Annotated in this window: 18 protein-coding genes; 7 read left to right on the top strand and 11 right to left on the bottom strand. The window is 73.1% G+C overall.

Features of this window, described 5'->3' with window-relative positions:
• Positions 1 to 146: 146 nt before the first annotated feature.
• Positions 147 to 608: a hypothetical protein gene (locus tag ACIRSU_RS07115; protein ID WP_403789702.1), complete on the bottom strand. Its 462-nt coding sequence runs from the start codon at positions 606 to 608 to the stop codon at positions 147 to 149.
• 157 nt (positions 609 to 765) lie between these two features.
• Positions 766 to 1,446, bottom strand: a complete 681-nt coding sequence (locus tag ACIRSU_RS07110; protein ID WP_403789701.1) for a class I SAM-dependent methyltransferase — start codon at positions 1,444 to 1,446, stop codon at positions 766 to 768.
• Positions 1,447 to 1,603: 157 nt separating this feature from the next.
• Here ACIRSU_RS07110 and ACIRSU_RS07105 point away from each other — a divergent pair, with 157 nt between their 5' ends.
• On the top strand, positions 1,604 to 2,368 hold the full coding sequence (locus tag ACIRSU_RS07105) for a MerR family transcriptional regulator (RefSeq protein WP_403789700.1): 765 nt from the start codon (positions 1,604 to 1,606) through the stop codon (positions 2,366 to 2,368).
• Between the two features lie 61 nt (positions 2,369 to 2,429).
• On the opposite strand, the gene ACIRSU_RS07100 is transcribed toward ACIRSU_RS07105, so the two are convergent.
• The 4 genes from ACIRSU_RS07100 to ACIRSU_RS07085 all read right to left on the bottom strand — a co-directional run bounded on the left by ACIRSU_RS07100 (position 2,430) and on the right by ACIRSU_RS07085 (position 8,256).
• Positions 2,430 to 4,607: a 3-hydroxyacyl-CoA dehydrogenase NAD-binding domain-containing protein gene (locus tag ACIRSU_RS07100; RefSeq protein WP_403789699.1), complete on the bottom strand. Its 2,178-nt coding sequence runs from the start codon at positions 4,605 to 4,607 to the stop codon at positions 2,430 to 2,432.
• A 51-nt stretch (positions 4,608 to 4,658) separates the two neighbouring features.
• Positions 4,659 to 5,873 (bottom strand): acetyl-CoA C-acetyltransferase, encoded by a 1,215-nt coding sequence (locus ACIRSU_RS07095; RefSeq protein ID WP_403789698.1) that lies wholly within the window; start codon positions 5,871 to 5,873, stop codon positions 4,659 to 4,661.
• A gap of 74 nt (positions 5,874 to 5,947) precedes the next feature.
• On the bottom strand, positions 5,948 to 7,099 hold the full coding sequence (locus ACIRSU_RS07090) for an acyl-CoA dehydrogenase family protein (RefSeq protein ID WP_403789697.1): 1,152 nt from the start codon (positions 7,097 to 7,099) through the stop codon (positions 5,948 to 5,950).
• Positions 7,096 to 8,256 carry a CaiB/BaiF CoA transferase family protein gene (locus ACIRSU_RS07085; RefSeq protein WP_403789696.1) on the bottom strand — a complete coding sequence of 387 codons (1,161 nt, stop codon included), beginning with the start codon at positions 8,254 to 8,256 and terminating at the stop codon, positions 7,096 to 7,098. The genes ACIRSU_RS07090 and ACIRSU_RS07085 overlap by 4 nt, the downstream gene beginning before the upstream one ends.
• A 286-nt stretch (positions 8,257 to 8,542) precedes the next feature.
• On the opposite strand from ACIRSU_RS07085, the gene ACIRSU_RS07080 reads away from it, so the two are divergent.
• Positions 8,543 to 9,730, top strand: coding sequence for a saccharopine dehydrogenase family protein (locus ACIRSU_RS07080; RefSeq protein ID WP_403789695.1), 1,188 nt, complete (start codon positions 8,543 to 8,545; stop codon positions 9,728 to 9,730).
• A 164-nt stretch (positions 9,731 to 9,894) separates the two neighbouring features.
• On the opposite strand, the gene ACIRSU_RS07075 is transcribed toward ACIRSU_RS07080, so the two are convergent.
• The 3 genes from ACIRSU_RS07075 to ACIRSU_RS07065 form a co-directional block, all read right to left on the bottom strand.
• On the bottom strand, positions 9,895 to 10,305 hold the full coding sequence (locus tag ACIRSU_RS07075; protein ID WP_403789694.1) for a VOC family protein: 411 nt from the start codon (positions 10,303 to 10,305) through the stop codon (positions 9,895 to 9,897).
• Between the two features lie 107 nt (positions 10,306 to 10,412).
• Complete coding sequence (locus tag ACIRSU_RS07070; protein WP_403789693.1) at positions 10,413 to 11,114, bottom strand: endonuclease V; 702 nt, start codon at positions 11,112 to 11,114, stop codon at positions 10,413 to 10,415.
• Between the two features lie 51 nt (positions 11,115 to 11,165).
• A complete protein-coding gene (locus tag ACIRSU_RS07065; protein ID WP_403789692.1) occupies positions 11,166 to 12,293 on the bottom strand; it encodes a WD40/YVTN/BNR-like repeat-containing protein in 1,128 nt (375 codons plus the stop codon).
• Positions 12,294 to 12,405: 112 nt separating this feature from the next.
• On the opposite strand from ACIRSU_RS07065, the gene ACIRSU_RS07060 reads away from it, so the two are divergent.
• The 4 genes from ACIRSU_RS07060 (at position 12,406) to ACIRSU_RS07045 (ending at position 16,792) form a co-directional block, all read left to right on the top strand.
• Positions 12,406 to 12,885 carry a (4Fe-4S)-binding protein gene (locus ACIRSU_RS07060; RefSeq protein ID WP_403789691.1) on the top strand — a complete coding sequence of 160 codons (480 nt, stop codon included), beginning with the start codon at positions 12,406 to 12,408 and terminating at the stop codon, positions 12,883 to 12,885.
• Between the two features lie 254 nt (positions 12,886 to 13,139).
• Positions 13,140 to 13,556 (top strand): SsgA family sporulation/cell division regulator, encoded by a 417-nt coding sequence (locus ACIRSU_RS07055; protein WP_403789690.1) that lies wholly within the window; start codon positions 13,140 to 13,142, stop codon positions 13,554 to 13,556.
• Positions 13,557 to 13,911: 355 nt separating this feature from the next.
• Positions 13,912 to 15,642, top strand: coding sequence for an ABC-F family ATP-binding cassette domain-containing protein (locus ACIRSU_RS07050; RefSeq protein ID WP_403789689.1), 1,731 nt, complete (start codon positions 13,912 to 13,914; stop codon positions 15,640 to 15,642).
• Positions 15,643 to 15,817: 175 nt separating this feature from the next.
• A complete protein-coding gene (locus ACIRSU_RS07045; protein ID WP_403789688.1) occupies positions 15,818 to 16,792 on the top strand; it encodes an acyl-ACP desaturase in 975 nt (324 codons plus the stop codon).
• A 96-nt stretch (positions 16,793 to 16,888) separates the two neighbouring features.
• On the opposite strand, the gene ACIRSU_RS07040 is transcribed toward ACIRSU_RS07045, so the two are convergent.
• Positions 16,889 to 17,155, bottom strand: a complete 267-nt coding sequence (locus ACIRSU_RS07040) for a WhiB family transcriptional regulator (RefSeq protein ID WP_403789687.1) — start codon at positions 17,153 to 17,155, stop codon at positions 16,889 to 16,891.
• Between the two features lie 231 nt (positions 17,156 to 17,386).
• Here ACIRSU_RS07040 and ACIRSU_RS07035 point away from each other — a divergent pair, with 231 nt between their 5' ends.
• Positions 17,387 to 18,136: an IclR family transcriptional regulator gene (locus ACIRSU_RS07035; protein WP_403789686.1), complete on the top strand. Its 750-nt coding sequence runs from the start codon at positions 17,387 to 17,389 to the stop codon at positions 18,134 to 18,136.
• 75 nt (positions 18,137 to 18,211) lie between these two features.
• Here the strand turns inward: ACIRSU_RS07035 and ligD are convergent, their stop codons facing one another.
• Positions 18,212 to 19,228, bottom strand: coding sequence for a non-homologous end-joining DNA ligase (ligD, locus tag ACIRSU_RS07030; protein ID WP_403789685.1), 1,017 nt, complete (start codon positions 19,226 to 19,228; stop codon positions 18,212 to 18,214).
• Positions 19,229 to 19,252 lie beyond the last annotated feature (24 nt).

The raw sequence follows: 19,252 nt of genomic DNA, 5'->3' as shown, positions 1-19,252 counted from the left end.
CGGGGGGCCACGGACACCCCTAACACCACCGTGCCCCACCACTCCCGGGTGCGGGGGTCCGGGGGGGGCTGCCCCCGCGGCCGGGCCGGCGGCGGCGCCGGGGCCCGGGGGGCCCCCGGCGCCGCCGCGCGCGTACGGCCGTCGCGCTAGCGGGCGCCGCCGAAGGCGGTGTACGCCCAGAACGCGACGGCCCCCGCGACGCACACCAGCACCACCCACGAGCCGAAGCCGGTGTGCCGCCGCCTGCCCGGACGCACGCTCCGTCCGGCCCGCCCGGTCCGCGCGGGCCGGGCGGTCCCGGCGGCGGAGGGCGCCGCGTCGGCGGCGACCTCGGCGAGCAGCCGGCGGCACACCGCGGCCAGCTCGGCCGTCCCGGCCGCCAGGTCCACGACGACCTCCAGGCGGGCGGGCGCGGTCGTCCCGCCGTCGAGTATGCGCCCGGCCCGGACCAGCGCCTGGTCCTTCCCGCCCGTCGGCGCCAGACTGATCCAGCGCCGCACGTGCTCGCCCCGGATCACCACCCCGCCCCCGCGCTCGCGGTACACGGTGTGCTCCCGCCACAGCACGGCGGCCAACTCCGCGGCCGTCTCCCTGAGCTGCGTCTGCATAACCCTCCCCCTGTCATGCCCCTGTTCCGAACAGGCGCAAGACTCTAGCGCCCACCCCGCCCGCCCCGTCCCCCGAGGTCGTTGCACACATGCGCCACGATCTTGACGCCCTTCCCCCGCGGCGCGGTGGCGTCCCCCTGTACGTACTCGATCATGCTCATGGGTCCACCGTAGGGGCCCCCTCTGACAATGCCCCTCCGTCGCGGTCGCGCACGGCCGTGCCGAGGATGTGCGGGGCCGCCGGCAGGGGGAGGCGGCTCGGTGGGAAGTCGAAGTGGTCGATGGTGGTCAGGGTGAAGCCCGCCGTCGTGAGGGCGGACTCGGTGTCGCGGGCGGTGTGGCAGCCGCCCGCCAGGTGGGGCCAGAGCGTGGCGTCGAGGGTGCGTTGGACGCGGCGCAGCGCGGGGGACGGGGAACGGACGTGTTCGAGGAAGCGGAGTCGGCCGCCGGGGCGGAGGACTCGGCGGAGTTCGGCGAGGGCCGCGCGGGGGTCGGCGACCGAGCAGAGGACGAGGCAGACGACGGCCGCGTCGAAGGAGGCGTCGGGGAAGGGGAGCTGTTCGGCGCGGGCGGCCACGGTCGTGGTGGGGACGGGGGCGCGGGCGGCGGCCTGTTCGGCCAGGGCGCGCAGGGTCGGTTCCGGCTCGACGGCGACGAGGCGGGTGACCTCGGGCGGGTAGTACGGGAAGTTCAGGCCGTTGCCCGCGCCCACCTCGACGACCTCGCCGGTCAGGCCCGCCAGGAGCCGCCTGCGGTGCTCGTCGATGCCCGCCTTCCGCAGCGCCGGCCCGGCGTACCGCGCGTAGCAGCGGGCGAAGAGCGGATGCTTGATCGTCATGGCGGCTCTCCCTCGACGTCCTCACCGCCCACCCTGGCACAGGTCGCCGTGCGGTCCCGGGGAGCCCGCGCCCGGCGGGCGGCTGCCGGCGCTGCCCCGGCGCCTCAGCCGACACAGGTCTTTTACACCGTCAGTGAGACAGCAATACTGTTGAACCATGGAGCAGACCCCCACCGCGCCCGTGCACACCGCGCCCGTGTACACCGTGGACGAGCTGGCCGCGCGGGCCGGCGTCACCGTGCGGACCGTGCGGTTCTACGGGACGCGGGGGCTGCTGCCGCCGCCGGTGATCGGGCCGCGGCGGGTCGGGCGGTACGGGCCCGAGCACCTGTCGCGGCTCGCGCTGATCGAGGAGCTGCAGCGGCAGGGGATGACGCTCGCGGCGATCGAGCGGTATCTGGAGCAGCTGCCGGCTGACCTGAGCGCGCAGGACCTGGCGATCCACCGGGCGCTCGTCGCCTCCTGGGCGCCCGAGTCCGCCGAGGAGATCACCCGGCAGGAGCTGGAGCGGCGGGCCGGGCGCCCGCTCGCGGACCGGGACGTGGACCGGCTGGCGGCGATGGGCGTGCTCGACCGCACCGCCGACCCCGACACCTTCCGGCTCGACGGGGCCCTGCTCCGGCTCGGCGTCGAGCTGCTCGACGTACCGATCGAGCACGAGACGATCCTGGCCTCCCGCACCGTGCTCCTGGAGCACGCCCGGGCCGCCGCGCAGGAGCTGGCCCGGCTGTTCCAGGAGCAGGTGTGGAACCCGTACCGGGAGAGCGGCGAGGACCCGGACCACCTGACGGCGATGAAGTCGCTCTCGGCGCACATGCAGCCGATGGTGGTCCAGGCCCTCGTGACGGCGTTCCAGCGTTCCCTCAGCGAAGAGCTCCGCACCGCGTTCCGGACGAGTCCGGCTCCTACCGCGCGTCCGTGAGGACCTCGCCTACCGCCTTGTCCGTGAGGACCTCGCTACCGCGCGTCCGTGAAGACCTCGCCTACCGCGCGTCCGTGAAGACCTCGCCGCGCTCGGCCTTCTCCACGAGCAGCGCCGGCGGCGTGAAGCGCTCGCCGTACGTCGCCGCCAGCTCACGTGCCCGCTCGACGAAGCCGGCGACGCCGCCCTCGTAACCGTTGACGTACTGGAGCACGCCACCGGTCCAGGCCGGGAAGCCGATGCCCAGGATGGAGCCGATGTTGGCGTCGGCGACCGAGGTGAGGACGCCCTCCTCGATCAGTCGGACGGTGTCGAGGGCCTCGGCGAAGAGCATCCGCTCCTGCATGTCGCGGAAGGGGATGTCCACCTCGGGCTTGGTGAAGTGCTCGCGCAGGCCCGGCCAGAGCCTGCCGCGCCTGCCGTCCTCGCCGTACTCGTAGAAGCCGGCGCCGCCGCTGCGCCCCGGGCGGCCGAACTCGTCGACCATGCGGTCGATGACGAGCTCGCCCGGGTGGCTGACCCAGGTGCCGCCGGCCTCCTCGACCGCCTTCCGTGTCTCGTTGCGGATCTTGCGCGGCAGGGTGAGCGTGAGCTCGTCCATGAGGGACAGCACCTTCGCCGGGTAGCCGGCCTGGGCGGCGGCCTGCTCGACGGAGGCGGGCTCGGCGCCCTCGCCGACCATGGCGACGCCCTCGTTGATGAAGTGGCCGATCACCCGGGAGGTGAAGAAGCCGCGCGAGTCGTTGACGACGATCGGCGTCTTGTTGATCTGGCGCACCAGGTCGAAGGCGCGGGCCAGCGCCTCGTCGCCGGTCCGCTCGCCCTTGATGATCTCGACGAGCGGCATCTTGTCGACGGGCGAGAAGAAGTGCAGGCCGATGAAGTCGGCCTGGCGCTCGACGCCCTCGGCGAGGACGGTGATGGGGAGGGTGGAGGTGTTGGAGCACAGCAGCGCGTCGGGCGCGACGACATGCTGGATCTCCTGGAACACCTTGTGCTTGAGCGCGGTGTCCTCGAAGACGGCCTCGATGACGGCGTCGCAGCCGGCCAGGTCGGCGACGTCACCGGTCGGGGTGATGAGGGCGAGCAGCGCTTCGGCCTTCTCCTGGGTGGTGCGGCCCTTGGCGACGGCCTTGGCGCACAGCTTCTCGGAGTACGCCTTGCCCTTGGCGGCGGCCTCGGTGGAGACGTCCTTGAGGACGACCTCGATGCCGGCGCGGGCGCAGGAGTACGCGATGCCGGCGCCCATCATGCCGGCGCCGAGCACGGCGACCCTGGTGACCTTGCGCGGCTCGACGCCCTTGGGGCGGCTGGCGCCGGAGTTGACGGCCTGGAGGTCGAAGAAGAACGCCTGGATCATGTTCTTCGCGGTCTGGCCGACGACCAGCTCGGTGAAGTAGCGGCTCTCGATGGTGAGCGCGGTCTCGAAGTCGACCTGGGAGCCCTCGACGGCCGCCGCCAGGATGTTGCGCGGGGCGGGGTAGGGGGCGCCGTTCAGCTGCTTGCGCAGGTTGGCGGGGAAGGCCGGCAGGTTGGCGGCGAACTTCGGGTTGGCCGGGGTGCCGCCGGGGATCCGGTAGCCGGGCACGTCCCAGGGCTGCGCCGACTCGGGGTGGGCGTCGATGAAGGCGCGGGCCTTCGCGAGCATCTCCTCGGGGGTGGCGGCCAGCTCGTGCACGAGGCCGTTGTCGAGGGCGCGCTTCGGGTTGTACTGGGTGCCCTGGAGCAGCACCTTGAGCAGCGCGTCGGTGATGCCCATGAGGCGTACGGTGCGGGCGACGCCGCCACCGCCGGGGAGCAGGCCCAGGGTGACCTCGGGCAGGCCGATCTTGGAGCCGGGGGCGTCGAGGGCGACGCGGTGGTGGGAGGCGAGCGCGATCTCGTAGCCGCCGCCGAGCGCGGCGCCGTTGATGGCGGCGACGACGGGCTTGCCGAGGGTCTCGATGCGGCGCAGCGCGTCCTTGATCTCGATGGCGGTGTCGAAGATCGCCTGGGCGTCCTCGGGGCCGGCCTTGATCATGTCCTTGAGGTCGCCGCCGGCGAAGAAGGTCTTCTTCGCGGAGGTCCAGATGATGCCGCGGATGGCGTCCTTCTCGGCCGCGGCGCGGTCGGCGATCGCCTTGACGGAGGCCCGGAAGGCCTGGTTCATGGTGTTCGCGGACTGGTCGGGGTCGTCGAGGACGAGGGTGACGACGCCGGTCTCGTCCTGCTCCCAGCGGATGGTGGTGCTCTCGCTCATGGCTGCTGCTTCTCCGTAAGAAGTCCGTTAGAAGGGGTTCGGACCGGGCGGTCAGACGCGCTCGACGATGGTGGCGATGCCCATGCCGCCGCCGACGCAGAGGGTGGCGAGGCCGTAGCGCTTGTCCTGGCGCTCCAGCTCGTCGACGAGGGTGCCGAGAATCATCGCGCCGGTGGCGCCGAGCGGGTGGCCGAGCGCGATGGCGCCGCCGTTGACGTTGACCTTGTCGAGGGAGACGCCCATGTCCTTGACGAAGCGCAGGACGACGGCGGCGAACGCCTCGTTGATCTCGATCAGGTCGATGTCGTCGATGGTGAGGCCGGCCTTGGCGAGCGCCTTGCGGGTGGCGGGGGCGGGGCCGGTGAGCATGATGGTGGGCTCGGAGCCGGAGACCGCGGCGGCGACGATACGGGCGCGGGGCGTGAGCCCGTACCGCTCGCCGACCTCCTTGGAGCCGATGGCGACGAGCGAGGCGCCGTCGACGATGCCGGAGGAGTTGCCGGCGTGGTGGACGTGGTCGATCTCCTCGACCCAGTGGTACTTCTGCAGCGCCACGGCGTCGAAGCCGCCGAGCTCGCCGATGTCGGCGAAGGACGGCTTGAGGCGGGCGAGCGAGTCGGCGGTGGTGCCGGGGCGCAGGTGCTCGTCATGGTCGAGGACGGTGAGGCCGGCCCGGTCCCTGACGGGGACGACGGAGCGGTCGAAGCGGCCGTCCTTCCAGGCCGCGGCCGCGCGCTCCTGGGAGAGGGCGGCGTACTCGTCGACGTCGCGGCGGGTGAAGCCCTCGATGGTGGCGATGAGGTCGGCGCCGATGCCCTGGGGGACGAAGTTGGTGGCGATGTTGGTCATCGGGTCGGCGAACCAGGCGCCGCCGTCGGACGCCATCGGCACCCGGGACATGGACTCGACGCCGCCGGCGAGGACGAGGTCCTCCCAGCCGGAGCGGACCTTCACGGCGGCGAGGTTGACGGCTTCGAGGCCGGAGGCGCAGAAGCGGTTCTCCTGGACGCCGGCGACGGTGTCGGGCAGGCCCGCGGCGATGGCGGCGATCCGGGCGATGTCGGAGCCCTGGTCGCCGACGGGGCCGACGACGCCGAGGACGATGTCGTCGATGGCGGCCGGGTCGAGTCCGGGGAAACGGGCGCGGATCTCGTGGATGAGGCCGACGACGAGGTCGATCGGCTTGGTGCCGTGCAGGGCCCCGTTGGCCTTGCCGCGGCCGCGCGGGGTGCGGATCGCGTCGTAGACGTACGCTTCGGTGGTCACGGTGTTGCCTTTCGGGCGAGTCTGTAGGGGTGCGGGTCGGGGGGCCGGGCCCGGAGGCCGGGTCCGGGTCCGGGTCAGCCGAGCAGGGAGCGGCCGATGATCTCCTTCATGATCTCGGTCGTCCCGCCGTAGATGGTCTGGATGCGGCCGTCGGTGAAGGCCCTGGCGACCGGGAATTCGCTCATGTAGCCGTATCCGCCGTGCAGTTGCAGACAGCGGTCGGCGACCCGCTTCTGCAGCTCGGTGGACCACCACTTGGCCATGGAGGCGTGCACGGCGTCGAGTCCCGGCCCGTCCGGGTTCGCGTGCTCCTCGATGCAGCGGTCGAGGAAGCTGCGGGTGACGGCGCACTCGGTGGCCATCTCGGCGATCTCGAAGCGGATGTGCTGGAGCCGGGCGAGCGGCCGGCCGAACGCCTCGCGCTCCTTGACGTACGTGGTCGTCAGCTCCAGGAGGTGTTCGGCGCCCGCGATCGCGGCGACGGCGATGGCGAGCCGTTCCTGCGCCAGGTTGGTCATCAGGTGGACGAAGGCGCCGTTGAGCTCGCCGAGCAGGTTCTCCTTGGGGACGCGGACGTCGTTGAAGAACAGCTCGGCGGTGTCCTGGGACTTCTGGCCGATCTTGTCGAGGTTCCGGCCGCGCTCGAAGCCGTCCATGCCGCGCTCGACGACGAGGAGGGAGAGGCCGTGGGCGCCGCCCTCGGGGGTCGTCTTCGCGACGACCACGACGAGGTCGGCCAGGATGCCGTTGGAGATGAAGGTCTTGGAGCCGTTGAGGATCCAGTGGTCGCCGTGGTCCTCGGCGGTGGTGCGGATGCCCTGGAGGTCGGAGCCGGCGCCCGGCTCGGTCATGGCGACGGCCGTGACGATCTCGCCGCTGCAGAAGCCGGGCAGCCAGCGCCGCTTCTGCTCCTCGGTGGCGAGGGAGGTGAGGTAGGGGCCGATGATGTCGTTGTGCAGGCCGATGGCGAGGCCGGGGGTGCCGGCCCGGGTGAACTCCTCGGCGAGGACGGCGCTGTACCGGAAGTCCGGGTTCCCGCCGCCGCCGTACTCCTCGTCGACGGCGAGGCCGAGCAGCCCCTGCCGGCCGGCGGCGCGCCAGACCTCGCGGGAGACGATGCCGTCCTTCTCCCACTGCGCGTAGTGCGGCAGCACCTCCTTGGCCAGGAAGGTGCGGACCGTCTCGCGGAAGGCCTCGTGGTCGGCGGTGTAGAGCCGGCGCTTCATGCCTGCTGCTCCTTGTCGTCGGGCTGGAGGGCGGTCAGGGCGGGCACGGCCCAGTCGCGGGCGACCTCGTCGGTGTCGGCGCCCGGCAGGGCGGGGCCGGTGCGGACCGTGCCGGGGGTGGCGGAGAAGCGGGGCGCGGGCGCCGGCTGGACGAGACCGGCGTGCTCGACGAAGGTGCCGCGGGCGGCCAGATGCGGATGGGCGGGCGCCTCGCGCAGCGAGAGCACGGGGGCCACACAGGCGTCGGTGCCCTCGAAGACGGCCGTCCACTCGTCTCTCGTACGGGTGCGGAAGCGGTCGGCGACGGCCGCGCGCAGCTCGCCCCAGCGGGCGAGGTCACGGCGCGCCGGGGCGACGTCCTCGATGCCGAGGAGCCGCACGAACTCGTCGTAGAACTGCTGCTCAAGGGCGCCGACGGCCATGTAGCCGCCGTCGGAGGTCTCGTACGTGCCGTAGAAGGGGCAGCCGCCGTCGAGCAGGTTGACCCCGCGCCGGTCCTGCCAGCCGCCGGCCGCGAGCATGCCGTGGATCATGCTGGCGAGGTGGGCGGTGCCGTCGACGATGGCGGCGTCGACGACCTGGCCCTCGCCGTGCGTACGGGCGTGCTGGAGGGCGGCGAGGACGCCGATGACGAGGTAGAGGGAGCCGCCCGCGTAGTCGCCGACCAGGTTGGCGGGGATGCTGGGCGGGCCGTCGGGGTCGGGGCCGATCATGCCGAGGGTGCCGGTGATGGCGATGTAGCCGATGTCGTGGCCGGCGGTGGGGGCGAGCGGTCCGTCCTGGCCCCAGCCGGTCATCCGGCCGTAGACCAGCCTCGGATTGCGGGCGAGGCAGGCGTCGGGGCCGACGCCGAGGCGCTCGGCGACACCGGGGCGGTAGCCCTCGACGAGGATGTCGGCGCGGGCGACGAGGTCGAGCACGGTGTCCGGGCCGCCGTCGGCCTTGAGGTCGACGAGGACCGAGCGCTTGTTGCGGTTGGTGAGGTCGTACGCGGGGTCGATGCCGAGGCCCGGGCCGCCGGGGCGGTCGACGCGCACGACGTCGGCGCCGAGGTCGGCGAGCAGCATGGCGGCGAAGGGGCCGGGTCCGATGCCGGCGAGTTCGACCACGCGGACGCCGGAGAGCGGTCCGGTGCGGGACCGGGCGGGTGTCGTCATCGGGCCCCCAGGGGTGCGCGGCGTGTGTGAGAGCGAGCGTGAAGCGGGTGTGAGAGCGAGCGTGAAGCGGGTGCGAAGCGGGCGCGAGGCAGGTGTGACAGTGATGATGTAACACCGAAGATGCTAGGAACGTGTTCCACTCGGCACAAGCCCCCGGGCCGAGCAAGCGCTTGGAAATTACTCAGGAGTACCACCGGGTCCGCTCCGGCGGCGCCGTCCGCTAGAGTCCGCCGACGGCATCCGCGCCGGGGGACGGCGCGGACGAAGGCGGAGGGGCTGGGGCGCAATGGAGACAGGGGCGGCTGTACGGCCGTACGACGTGGTGCTCTTCGGGGCGACCGGATTCGTGGGCGAGCTCACCGCGGAGTATCTGGCCGAGCACGCCCCGGCGGAGTGCAGCTGGGCCCTCGCCGGCCGCAGCCGCGGCAAGCTGGCCGCGCTGCGCGACCGGCTCGCCAAGCGGTGGCCGCGCTGCGCCGAACTGCCGCTGCTCGTCGCGGACTCCACCGACCCGGACTCGCTGCGCGAGCTCGCCGGGTCCGCGCGGGTGGTGGCCAGCACGGTCGGCCCCTATGTCTGGTACGGGGAGGGGCTGGTCGCCGCGTGCACGGAGGCCGGCACCGACTATCTGGACCTGACCGGCGAGGCGGAGTTCGTCGACCGCATGTACGTGCGGTACGACGCCCGCGCCCGCGAGACCGGAGCCCGGCTCGTGCACGCCTGCGGCTTCGACTCGGTCCCGCACGACCTGGGCGTGTACTTCACCGTGAAGCAGCTGCCGGAGGGGGTGCCGCTGCGCGTCGACGGCTTCGTCCGGGCCGGCGCGATCTTCTCCGGCGGCACCTTCGCCTCGGCGCTCACCGCCTTCGGGCGCGGCCGGGAGATCCTGCGCGCGGCGCACGAACGACGCCTGCACGAGCCGCGGTTGGTGACCCGACGGGCCCGCTCGCCGCTCGGCGGGCCACGGTTCAGCCGCGAGACCGGGACCTGGGCGCTGCCGCTGCCGACGCTCGACCCGCAGGTGGTGGCGCGTTCGGCGCGGGCCCTCGAACGCTACGGCCCGGACTTCCGCTACCGCCACTACGCCTCCGTGAAGACCCTGCCGATGGCACTCGGCGGCTCGGCGGCCGTCGGCACGAGCGTGCTCGCAGCCCAACTGCCTTTCGTGCGGAACTGGCTGATGGAGCGTTACGAACCGGGCCGCGGCCCGGACGCGGAGCGGCGGGCGCGCAGCTGGTTCTCCGTCCGGTTCGTCGGGGAGGGCGGCGGACGACGGGTCTTCACGGAGGTGTCCGGCGGCGACCCGGGCTACGACGAGACGGCGAAGATGCTCGCCGAGTCGGCGCTGTGCCTCGCCTTCGACGCGCTGCCGCCGACCGCCGGGCAGGTCACGACGGCGGTCGCGATGGGCGACGCGCTGCTCGACCGGCTGCGGGCGGCGGGGCTGCGGTTCCGGGTGGCGCACTCGGGCTGAGCGCCCGTGTCGCGCCGTACGGATCAGGCACGGGTCAGGCCTGAGGCAGGCCCGGGTCAGGACCGGCCCGGGGTTGATCAGGCCCGGGTCAGGGTTCGATCGGGGGCTTGATCAGGCCCGGGCCAGGGCTCGATCAGGGGCTCGATCAGGACTGAAGGCCTGAATCAGGCCTTGATCAGGCAGAAGGGGTGACCGGCCGGGTCGGCGTAGATGCGCCAGGGCCGGTCCTCCCCCGCCGCCTCGTCGAGCCGCCAGGCGCCGAGCGCGAGCACCGCCTCGTGCGCCGCGTCCAGGTCCTCGACCCGCACGTCGATGTGGAACTGCTGCTCCGGCGCGCCCCACACCGCCGGGCGGTGGTCGGCCACGCCCTGGAAGGCGAGCACCGGGGCGGCTCCGGACGCGGGGTGCAGGGTGGCCCAGGCGTCGCCGACGGCCCACCGGGGGTCGGGACGGTTGATCTCGCCGCCCAGCAACCGCTGGTAGAAGCCGGCGAGTTCCAGCACGTCGGGGCAGTCCAGGACGACGCACTGCAGGGTGCCGATCGGGGTGGGGCGAGTGGTGCCGGGGGATGTCATGCCCCCACTTTGCCGCTCCTTGGTCACGGCTCGGTATCCGTACGGGTACTCAGCCGTCCCAGCCGTCCCAGCCGTCGCGGCCTTCCCAGCCGTCCCGGCCGCGCCCCTCACCCGGCCCGGGTGTCGAGCGCCTCGGCGAGGGCCCGGCGGCAGAGCGCGTCCGCGTGCCGGGTGGTCTCGGGCAGGCGGTAGCGGGGGCTCAGGTGCAGGGTGTGCGCGCAGGCCCGGTCGAGGGACACGCGGTGCCCGACGGAGACGAAGACCGGCTTGACCCCGGCCCGGGTGCGCAGGGCGCGCCCGACGGTCTCGCCCTCGGCCACGAGCGCGCTGAACTCGCCCCGTTCCGGCCCGGGTTGCCCGTAGGTGAAGGTGAACGGGTTCTTGGCGACTCCGATCGACGGCAGCCCGGTGAGCACCCCGAGATGGCTCGCGAGCCCGAAGCGACGCGGGTGCGCGACCCCGTACCCGTCGCACACGAGCAGCCCGGGGTCGGCGCCGAGCCGCCCGAGCGCGGCGAGCACCGTGGGAATCTCCCGGAACGCCAACAGCCCTGGCACATAGGGGAACGACACGCGCCCGACGGCCGTCGCCTCCTCCACGACCTCCAGGGTCCTCCCGTCGAGCACGACGGCCGCGGCGGCGACGAGATCCCGCTCGTCGTCGTACGCGACGTCGACCCCGGTCACGTTCCCCTCACCGGCCCGGGGCCCTTCCTCGTCCAGCACGAGCCGCTGCCGCAACTGCTCCTGCACGGCAAGGGCCGCGTCCTCGTCGGCGGGCCACCCGTCCGGAATCTCGATGATCGTCATGGTGAGGACCCTATGACGCGGCGTTCCGGGACGAGTTGCCCGCCTGACGCCTCAGTCCAGATCCATCCGGGCGACGCGGCCCTTCTCGCCGGAGGCCCAGCAGGCGCCGTCGGCGGTGCAGGTGACCGTGTCGTACGAGCCGGGGTCCACCGTGCGCCAGGTGCGGCCGCCGTCGGTCGTGAGGTCGGTGCCGGTGGGGCCGACCGCGAGGGCGGCCGACCTGGTGTGCGGGAGCCAGGCGACGCCCGAGCGGTAGGCGGGCGGCGGGGTGGCGGACGCGGTCCAGGTCCGGCCGGCGTCGCCGGTGACGGCGGCGGCCTGCGGCGAGGGCTGGTCCTTGCGGTAGTCGCCGCCGACCGCGATGCCGTGCCGGCGGTCGCGGAAGGCGAGCCCGAAGACGCCCTTGGCGCCCTCGCCCGCCGGGATCGTGGTCTCGGTCGCGGTCCAGGTCAGCCCCCGGTCCGCCGAGTGCAGCACCCGCCCGGTGGCCCCGCCGCCCGTCGCCAGCCAGACGTCGCGCGGCCCGGCCGACACCAGGCACTGGCCGCTCGCCGCGAAGCCGGCCTCGCCGGGCTGCGCGGCCGGCATGCCGTCGCCGGGCAGGACCTGCCAGGAGCGGCCGCCGTCGCGGGTGGAGAGGATGCGGTACCTGCCGTCCACCGGGTCGCTCATGGCGAGCCCGTGGCGCTGGTCGAAGAAGGTCATGCAGTCGTAGAAGGCCCGCGGATCGGTGTTGCGGAAGGACTCCGTCCAGGTCGCCCCGCCGTCCTCCGTCCGGAAGACCCGCGACGCCTCGCCCTCGCCGATCGCCAGGACCACGGCCCGCCGGGCGTCGAACGCCTCCACGTCGCGGAACTCCCGCTCCCCGGCCCCGGCCGGAGAGACGTTTCGCCAGCTCTTCCCGCCGTCGGTGGTCCGCAGCACCGTTCCCTTGGACCCGGCGGCCCAGGCGACCGAACGGTTCACCGCGGCCAGGCCCCGGAAGCGCGCGTCCGTCCCGGTCCCGGTCAGCCGCCACTCCCCCGGCGTCCCCTTCACCTGCGTCTGCTCCCCCCGCGTCTTCTCCCCCGCCGTCCGGTCGTTTGTCGCGGCCGCGGCCGGGGCGGCCAGGGTCATGGCCAGCGCCGCCCCCACCAGTCCCGCCGCCATCACTCGTCTCGTCTTCCCCATGGACGTCATGGCGCCGGAAGCTAGCCGACCGCGGAGATCGCGTCCAGAGTGCGTGCCCCAGCGCGTAACCGGACTGCGTACCGGAGTGCGTACCGGCTCCACCGTTCCTAGGCTGGTTCCCATGACGGACCGCACGACCGAGCCCGTCCCGGGTGAGAAGCCGAAGCTCAAGGAGTACGACGGCGAGGGCATCACCGTCACCTTCGAGCCGCGCCGCTGTCTGCACGCCGCCGAATGCGTCCGCGGCCTGCCGGGCGTCTTCGACCTGGAGCAGCGCCCCTGGGTGCGGCCCGACCAGGCCGACCCCGCGCTGGTCGCCGAGGTGGTCCGCCGCTGCCCGTCCGGCGCGCTCCAGTACCGCCCGGCCGAGGACTCCACGGAGCCCGACGAGACCGGGGACGTGCCCACCACCGTGCGCCGGATGCCCGACGGACGGCTCGTGATGCGCGGCGACCTCCTCGTTCAGGCCGGCGGGGAGGCGGGCGAGCGGCACGAGACGCGGGCGGTGCTGTGCGGCTGCGGGTCCTCCGGCAACCAGCCGTACTGCGACCACTCGGGGCCCTGCGCGGGCGGCGACTTCGACCGGGCCGAGACCCGCTGACCGGCCCCGCCCCACCTCCGCGGACCGGCCTCGGCCCACTCCCGCGGACCGGCCCCGCCCCACCCCGGCGCACCGGCCCTCGCCCCACCCCCACGGACCGGCCTCGCCCCCGCTGACCGGCGCCGACGGGCTTCACCGCAGCGCGGTGACACAGCTCACGTACCCCTCCGGTGCACGAACCGGCCCCGCGGTTCGTCTCTCCCTGTGTCAGGGAGATGCAGGAGAACGCAGCCGCGCGACAGGAGGCTTTGCCCATGCCCACCGTGATCGAGCAGGCCGTGCAGGCCCGGCTGGTGGCGTCCGCGCCCCGCATGGAGTCGGTCGCCGCCACTCTTCGGTACGACCGCGAGGACCCGTACGCCGTGAGCATGGCGTTCCCGCCGCCGGCCACCCTGGAGGGGGTCGAGGTGTCCTGGGCCTTCGCGCGCGAGCTGCTCGCGGAGGGCGTGGAGGGCCCGGCGGGCGTCGGGGACGTCCGGCTGCGGCCGTACGGGTACGACCGCACGGTGGTCGAGTTCCACGCGCCCGAGGGCGTGGCCATGGTGCACGTCCGGACCTCCGAGCTGCGCAGTTTCCTGGAGCGCTCGCAGCATCTGGTGCCGCGCGGCCGCGAGAACCAGTACCTGGACTGGGACGGGAACCTCGCGCAGCTGCTCGAAGAGCACCCGTAGCCCATGGGGCCCGAGGCCCTGAGGCCCCTGAAGCCCCGAACTCCGCCGGCGAAAGGCCCCTGGCGGGGGTCTCGCCATAAATCGTTTGCGGCTCCTTTCCCCGCTCCGTAACGTTCTCCATGGCCCTGTTGTCGCCCGATCGGAGAAGGCCGTTGCTCGTCTGAGGTTCGAGACACCGTGCCGCGCGTGCCGCCCCGCCGCCGCGTGTGCCGTCCTCGACCTCGGCGTACGAGCGCCGCTCCGATCCGCAGCCGCCCCGGGTTGATCCCCTCGGCCGCTCCGCTTCAGGATTGCCGCCCGCGTCCCGGTGTCTCACGCGTTGCCCTGTTCCACGCTTCGCAACCGGGAGGCCCCTATGGCGACTCGCCCCACTTTCATCACCTGCACGAACCTCTCCTTCTCCTGGCCGGACGGCACCGCCGTCCTGGACGACTTCCGGCTGGCCGTCGGTCCCGGCCGGACCGGTCTCGTCGGTCTGAACGGCTCCGGGAAGTCGACCCTGCTCAAGCTGATCGCCGGCGAGCTCACCCCGGCCGAGGGCTCGGTCCGGGTCGCCGGTGAGCTCGGCTATCTGCCGCAGAACCTGGTGCTGCGCACCGGCCTGCCGGTCGACCGGGTCCTCGGCATCGAGGCGACCCGGGCGGCGCTGCACGCCATCGAGTCCGGCGACACGTCGGAGGAGCACTTCACGGCCGTCGGCGACGACTGGGACGTGGAGGAGCGGGCTCTCGCCGTGCTCGACCAGCTCGGGCTCGGGCACATCGGGCTCGACCGCACGATCGGGGAGATCTCCGGCGGCGAGTCCGTGCTGCTGCGGCTCGCCGCGCTGCTGCTCGCCCGGCCGGACGTGCTGCTGCTCGACGAGCCGACGAACAATCTCGACCTGGTCGCCCGGCGACGGCTGTACGAGGCGGTGGACGCCTGGTCAGGAGTGCTCGTCGTGGTGAGCCACGACCGTGAACTCCTGGAGCGCGTCGACCAGATCGCCGATCTGCGGGACGGCGAGGTCGCCTGGTACGGCGGCGCGTGGTCGGACTACCAGGAGGCGCTCGCGGCCGAACAGGAGGCCGCCGAGCGGATGGTGCGGGTCGCCGAGGCCGACGTACAGCGCCAGAAGCGCGAACTCGTCGACGCCCAGGTCAAGTTGGCCCGGCGCAAGCGCTACGGGCAGAAGAGCTACGAGAACAAGGTCGTGCCGAAGATCGTGGCCAACGGCCGCAAGTCCGCCGCCGAGGTGTCGTCGGCCAAGCACCGCGCGCTGCACGTCGACCGGCTGGCCGAGGCACGGTCGCGGCTCGATGCGGCGGTGGAGGCGGTGCGGGACGACGACGAGATCCGCATCGAGCTGCCGCGCACGGTGGTCCATCCGGGGCGGGGCGTGCTGCTCCTCCGTGACCTGGAGCTGCCGTACGGGGCGCGGGTCGACGGGGAGTTCGAGCTGCGGGGCCCGGAGCGGGTGGCGCTGGTCGGCCGGAACGGGGCCGGGAAGACGACATTGCTGCGGACGATCGCCGGGGAACTGGCCCCGGTTGCGGGCGAGTCGGCGGTGCGGGTTCCGCTGCGCTTCCTGCCGCAGCGGCTCGACGTCCTCGACGACGAGCTGAGCGTGGTGCAGAACGTGGCGCGGTTCGCGCCGGCGGCGACGGCCAACGAGATCCGGGCGCGCCTTGCCCGGTTCCTGTTCCGGGGCGCCCGGGCCGACCGGCCGGCGGGAACACTGTCGGGCGGCGAGCGCTTCCGCGCGACGCTCGCCGCGCTGCTGCTCGCCGAGCCGGCTCCGCAGCTGCTGATGCTCGACGAGCCGACGAACAACCTGGACATGGCGTCGGTGCGGAGCCTGACGGCCGCGCTCGACGCGTTCGAGGGTGCGCTGATCGTGGCGAGCCACGACGTGCCGTTCCTGGAGTCGCTCGGGATCACCCGCTGGGTGCGGCTCGACGGGGAGCTGCGGCCGACGACGGCCGAGGCGGTGCGGACCGGTGACTTCACGGCGGAGGAATCGGCATCGGTGATGGCGGAGATGGCGGAGGGGTCAACGTCGGAGACGGCGAAGGGGGCGACCGAGGAGACGACAACGGTGAACTGACGCACGGAACTCCGAGTCGTCACACCAGGTCAACCGGGGGGCGACAGGGGGTGAGCCGGGTCTCTCCCAGCGGGACGGGCTTGGCCACTCCCTTATCCGGCCCTTAACCTACGGTCTCGTAACCTACGTAGACGTAGGTAGTTCCGTATGCCCTTCTCCGTCCCCAGGAGTTCCCGTGACGCTCACCTCCCCCCACCTCTCCAGTTCCGCCGGGTGGACCGACGCACGACTTCTGTACGCCCTGGAGGAGGTCGTCGAGAAGGAGCTCAACCGGCACCTGAAGGTCACCAAGGACTGGATGCCGCACGAGTACGTGCCGTGGTCGGACGCCCGGAACTTCCCCGGCTTCTTCGAGGACGGCGAGGCGTGGGACCGCTCCCAGTCCAAGGTCACCGACATCGGCCGGGTCGCGCTCGTGGTGAACCTGCTCACCGAGGACAACCTGCCCAGCTACCACCACGAGATCGCCAGCCTCTTCGGCCGCGACGGCGCCTGGGGCACCTGGGTGCACCGCTGGACCGCCGAGGAGGGCCGTCACGGCATCGTGATGCGTGACTACCTGCTGGCCTCGCGCGCGGTCGACCCGGACGAGCTGGAACGTTTCCGCATGGCACACATGAGCGAGGGGTTCGAGTCGGACAACCGGCACTCGATGCTTCACTCGGTCGCGTACGTCGCCTTCCAGGAGCTCGCCACCCGCATCTCGCACCGCAACACCGGACACCAGTCCGGCGACCCGGTCTGCGACCGCATGCTCGCCCGCATCGCGCTCGACGAGAACCTGCACATGGTCTTCTACCGCAACCTGCTGGGCGCGGCCTTCGAGATCGCCCCCGACCTCACGATGCAGGCGGTGCGGGACGTCGTCGTCAACTTCCGGATGCCCGGCCACGGCATGCCCGGCTTCGAGCGCGCGGCGGCCCAGATGGCGATCGGCGAGATCTACAACCTGCGCATCCACCACGACGACGTGCTCCAGCCGGTGCTGCGCTTCCTCAAGGTCCTCCAGATCGACGGGCTCGGCCCGGAGGGTCTGCAGGCCCAGGAGGAGCTGGGGCTCTACATGAACGGCCTGGACAGCGAGGCGAGCAAGTTCGACGAGCGTCTCGCGGCGCGCAAGGCGCGGATGGCGTCCCGGGCAGCAGGCTGATCGTTCGACGAGCGGCGGCTGGCCGTACGACGAGCGGCAGGCTGACCGTACGACGGGCGGCAGGCTGACCGTACGACGAGCGGCGGGCCGGGCCCGTCAGCCGCGGCGGCGCTTGAGCCGGATGCGCTCCTTCTCGGAGAGCCCGCCCCACACCCCGAACCGCTCGTCGTGCGCGAGCGCGTACTCCAGGCACGCCACCCGGCCCTCGCAGGCCCCGCACAGCAGCTTGGCCTCGCGGGTCGAGGAGCCGGGAGCCGGGAAGAAGAACTCCGGGCCCGTCTGGGCGCACAGCGCGTTCTCCTGCCAGGAGAGGTCGGGGGCCACGAGGGTCGTCGGGGCGGAGGGCATCGTGTCGGTCTGCATGGCAGCAGCCTGTCCCGTCGCCCTAAACGCGGCATCAACGTCCGATCAACGCGGCGCGCCGAGCACCCACCGTGGCGTTTCGGCCACCGTCGGTCTCCTCTCCCTCCCCCCCCGGGAACGCATGAACGTCGTGTTGCCGGTCCCGCTCACCGGTCTGTCCGGCTCCTGTCATATGGGAGCGTGGTGGTCGATCGCCGAGACCGCGACGATCAGCGAGGGGGAGCCACCCGCATGACCACCGAAGTCGACGTCGACACCGGTGCGGGCACCGGGGCCCGCACCACGGCCGCGCCGGGGGGGGCCCAGGCCGTCCGCCGGGCGCTCGACGTCCTGCACTGCTTCCACGACAACGGGCCGGACCTCAGCGCCTCGGACCTCGCCCGCCGGCTCGGACTGTCGACATCGACCGCGCACCGCCTGGCCCGGACGCTGCTCTCGGCCGGCTTCCTGGAGCAGGACCCGCGCACCGCCCGCTACCGGCTCGGTCCGGCCGTGACCGAGCTCGGCCGCCTCTCGTACCACCAGCGCGGACTGCACCTCGCCGCGCCCGAACTGGGCGAGCTGGCCGCGCGGACCGGCGCCGGCGTCGATCTGGCGCTGCGCAGCGGCCCGTACGCGGTGATCGTGGCGGGCGGTCCGGTCACCCCGAGGACGGGGCTGCGGCGACCGCTGCGCTCGACGGCCCCGGGCAGGGTGCTGCTCGCCTGGCCGGGTGGCACGGAACCGGACGAGGAGTCGGTACGGGTACGGGAGCGGGGCTACGTCCTGGACGGCGGCGAGCCGGGAATCGGCGTCCGTACGGTCGCGGTGCCCGTCCTGGACCGGGCCGGGCAGGCACGGTTCGCGCTCGCGGTGCGGGCGGCGCCGTCGGTGCTCACCGATGCCCGGCTCGACTGGTTCCTGGCCCAGGCGTGGAGCTGCGCGCGGGCCCTGGAGGTGCTGCTGCTTCCGCCCGGCGAACGGCGGCTCGCGGAGGCGTGACGCGGGGCCCGGCCCGCGGGGTGCCACGCGGGCCGGGCCCGTGGGCCGTACGAGGCGTCCGCTGCTCCTCCTTCGCTACTCCTTCTTCGCCCGGCTCGGCTGCACCCGCTTCGGCTCGCCCGGCATCTTCGGGTACTCCGGCGGATAGGGCAGGTCGCCCAGGCCGTGCTCGGCCTCGTCCCGCCGCGCCAGCTCCAGCAGGGACTCCAGGCTGAAGCGTTCGTCGTCCATGCCGGCGTGCACGTCGCCGAGTTCGGCGTAGCGCGCCGGCATCGTACGGATGTCGAAGTCGCGCGGGACGGCGTCGTCGATCTCCTCCCAGCGCAGCGGCGCGGAGACCGGGGCGTGCGGGCGGGGGCGTACGGAGTAGGCGGAGGCGATGGTGCGGTCGCGGGCGGTCTGGTTGTAGTCGAGGAAGATCCGCTCGCCGCGCTCCTCCTTCCACCACCTGATGGTGACCCGCTCCGGCATCCGCCGCTCCAGCTCCCGGCCGCAGGCGATGGCGGCCCGTCTGACCTGCGTGAACGTCCACTTGGGCAGAATCGGTACGAAGACATGCAGGCCGCGCCCGCCGGATGTCTTCGGCCAGCCGCGCAGCCCGTGCTCGTCGAGGACCGCGCGCAGCTCGTGGGCGGCGCGGACGGCGTCGGCGTAGTCGGTGCCGGGCTGGGGGTCGAGGTCGAGGCGCAGCTCGTCGGGGTGGTCGGTGTCCTCGCGCCGCACCGGCCAGGGGTGGAAGGTGACCGCGCCCAGATTGGCCGCCCACAGCACCGCGGCCGGCTCGGTGGGGCACATCTCGTCGGCGGACCTGCCGCTGGGGAAGGTGATGTGGGCCGTCGGGATCCAGTCCGGCAGGTACTTGGGGGCGCGCTTCTGGAAGAAGGACTCGCCCGTCACTCCGTCGGGGTAGCGCTCCAGGGTGGTGGGCCGGTCGCGCAGCGCGCGGGTGATGCCGTCGCCGACGGCCAGGTAGTAGCCCACCATGTCGAGCTTGGTGTAGCCGGGCTCCGGGAAGTACACCTTGTCCGGATTGGACACCCGTACGGTCCGGTCGCCGACCTCGAGCTCCACCGCTGCCGCCTTGCCTGCCATGGCGGTCAGCCTAGGCCGACCACC

It is taken from the genome of Streptomyces sp. NPDC101160, assembly GCF_044768205.1.
In the GTDB taxonomy this organism is placed as follows: domain Bacteria; phylum Actinomycetota; class Actinomycetes; order Streptomycetales; family Streptomycetaceae; genus Streptomyces.
The sequence above is the reverse complement of the archived record's forward strand: the minus strand, read 5'-3'. Positions and strand labels throughout refer to the sequence as shown.

Coding starts and splice junctions, on each gene's coding strand:
- ACIRSU_RS07080 (WP_403789695.1), top strand. CDS start 8,543: ATGGAGACAGGGGCGGCTGTACGGCCGTACGACGTGGTGCTCTTCGGG.
- ACIRSU_RS07115 (WP_403789702.1), bottom strand. CDS start 608: ATGCAGACGCAGCTCAGGGAGACGGCCGCGGAGTTGGCCGCCGTGCTG.
- ACIRSU_RS07035 (WP_403789686.1), top strand. CDS start 17,387: ATGACCACCGAAGTCGACGTCGACACCGGTGCGGGCACCGGGGCCCGC.
- ACIRSU_RS07070 (WP_403789693.1), bottom strand. CDS start 11,114: ATGACGATCATCGAGATTCCGGACGGGTGGCCCGCCGACGAGGACGCG.
- ACIRSU_RS07090 (WP_403789697.1), bottom strand. CDS start 7,099: ATGAAGCGCCGGCTCTACACCGCCGACCACGAGGCCTTCCGCGAGACG.
- ACIRSU_RS07065 (WP_403789692.1), bottom strand. CDS start 12,293: ATGACGTCCATGGGGAAGACGAGACGAGTGATGGCGGCGGGACTGGTG.
- ACIRSU_RS07040 (WP_403789687.1), bottom strand. CDS start 17,155: ATGCAGACCGACACGATGCCCTCCGCCCCGACGACCCTCGTGGCCCCC.
- ACIRSU_RS07105 (WP_403789700.1), top strand. CDS start 1,604: ATGGAGCAGACCCCCACCGCGCCCGTGCACACCGCGCCCGTGTACACC.
- ACIRSU_RS07085 (WP_403789696.1), bottom strand. CDS start 8,256: ATGACGACACCCGCCCGGTCCCGCACCGGACCGCTCTCCGGCGTCCGC.
- ACIRSU_RS07060 (WP_403789691.1), top strand. CDS start 12,406: ATGACGGACCGCACGACCGAGCCCGTCCCGGGTGAGAAGCCGAAGCTC.
- ACIRSU_RS07110 (WP_403789701.1), bottom strand. CDS start 1,446: ATGACGATCAAGCATCCGCTCTTCGCCCGCTGCTACGCGCGGTACGCC.
- ligD (WP_403789685.1), bottom strand. CDS start 19,228: ATGGCAGGCAAGGCGGCAGCGGTGGAGCTCGAGGTCGGCGACCGGACC.
- ACIRSU_RS07075 (WP_403789694.1), bottom strand. CDS start 10,305: ATGACATCCCCCGGCACCACTCGCCCCACCCCGATCGGCACCCTGCAG.
- ACIRSU_RS07050 (WP_403789689.1), top strand. CDS start 13,912: ATGGCGACTCGCCCCACTTTCATCACCTGCACGAACCTCTCCTTCTCC.
- ACIRSU_RS07100 (WP_403789699.1), bottom strand. CDS start 4,607: ATGAGCGAGAGCACCACCATCCGCTGGGAGCAGGACGAGACCGGCGTC.
- ACIRSU_RS07055 (WP_403789690.1), top strand. CDS start 13,140: ATGCCCACCGTGATCGAGCAGGCCGTGCAGGCCCGGCTGGTGGCGTCC.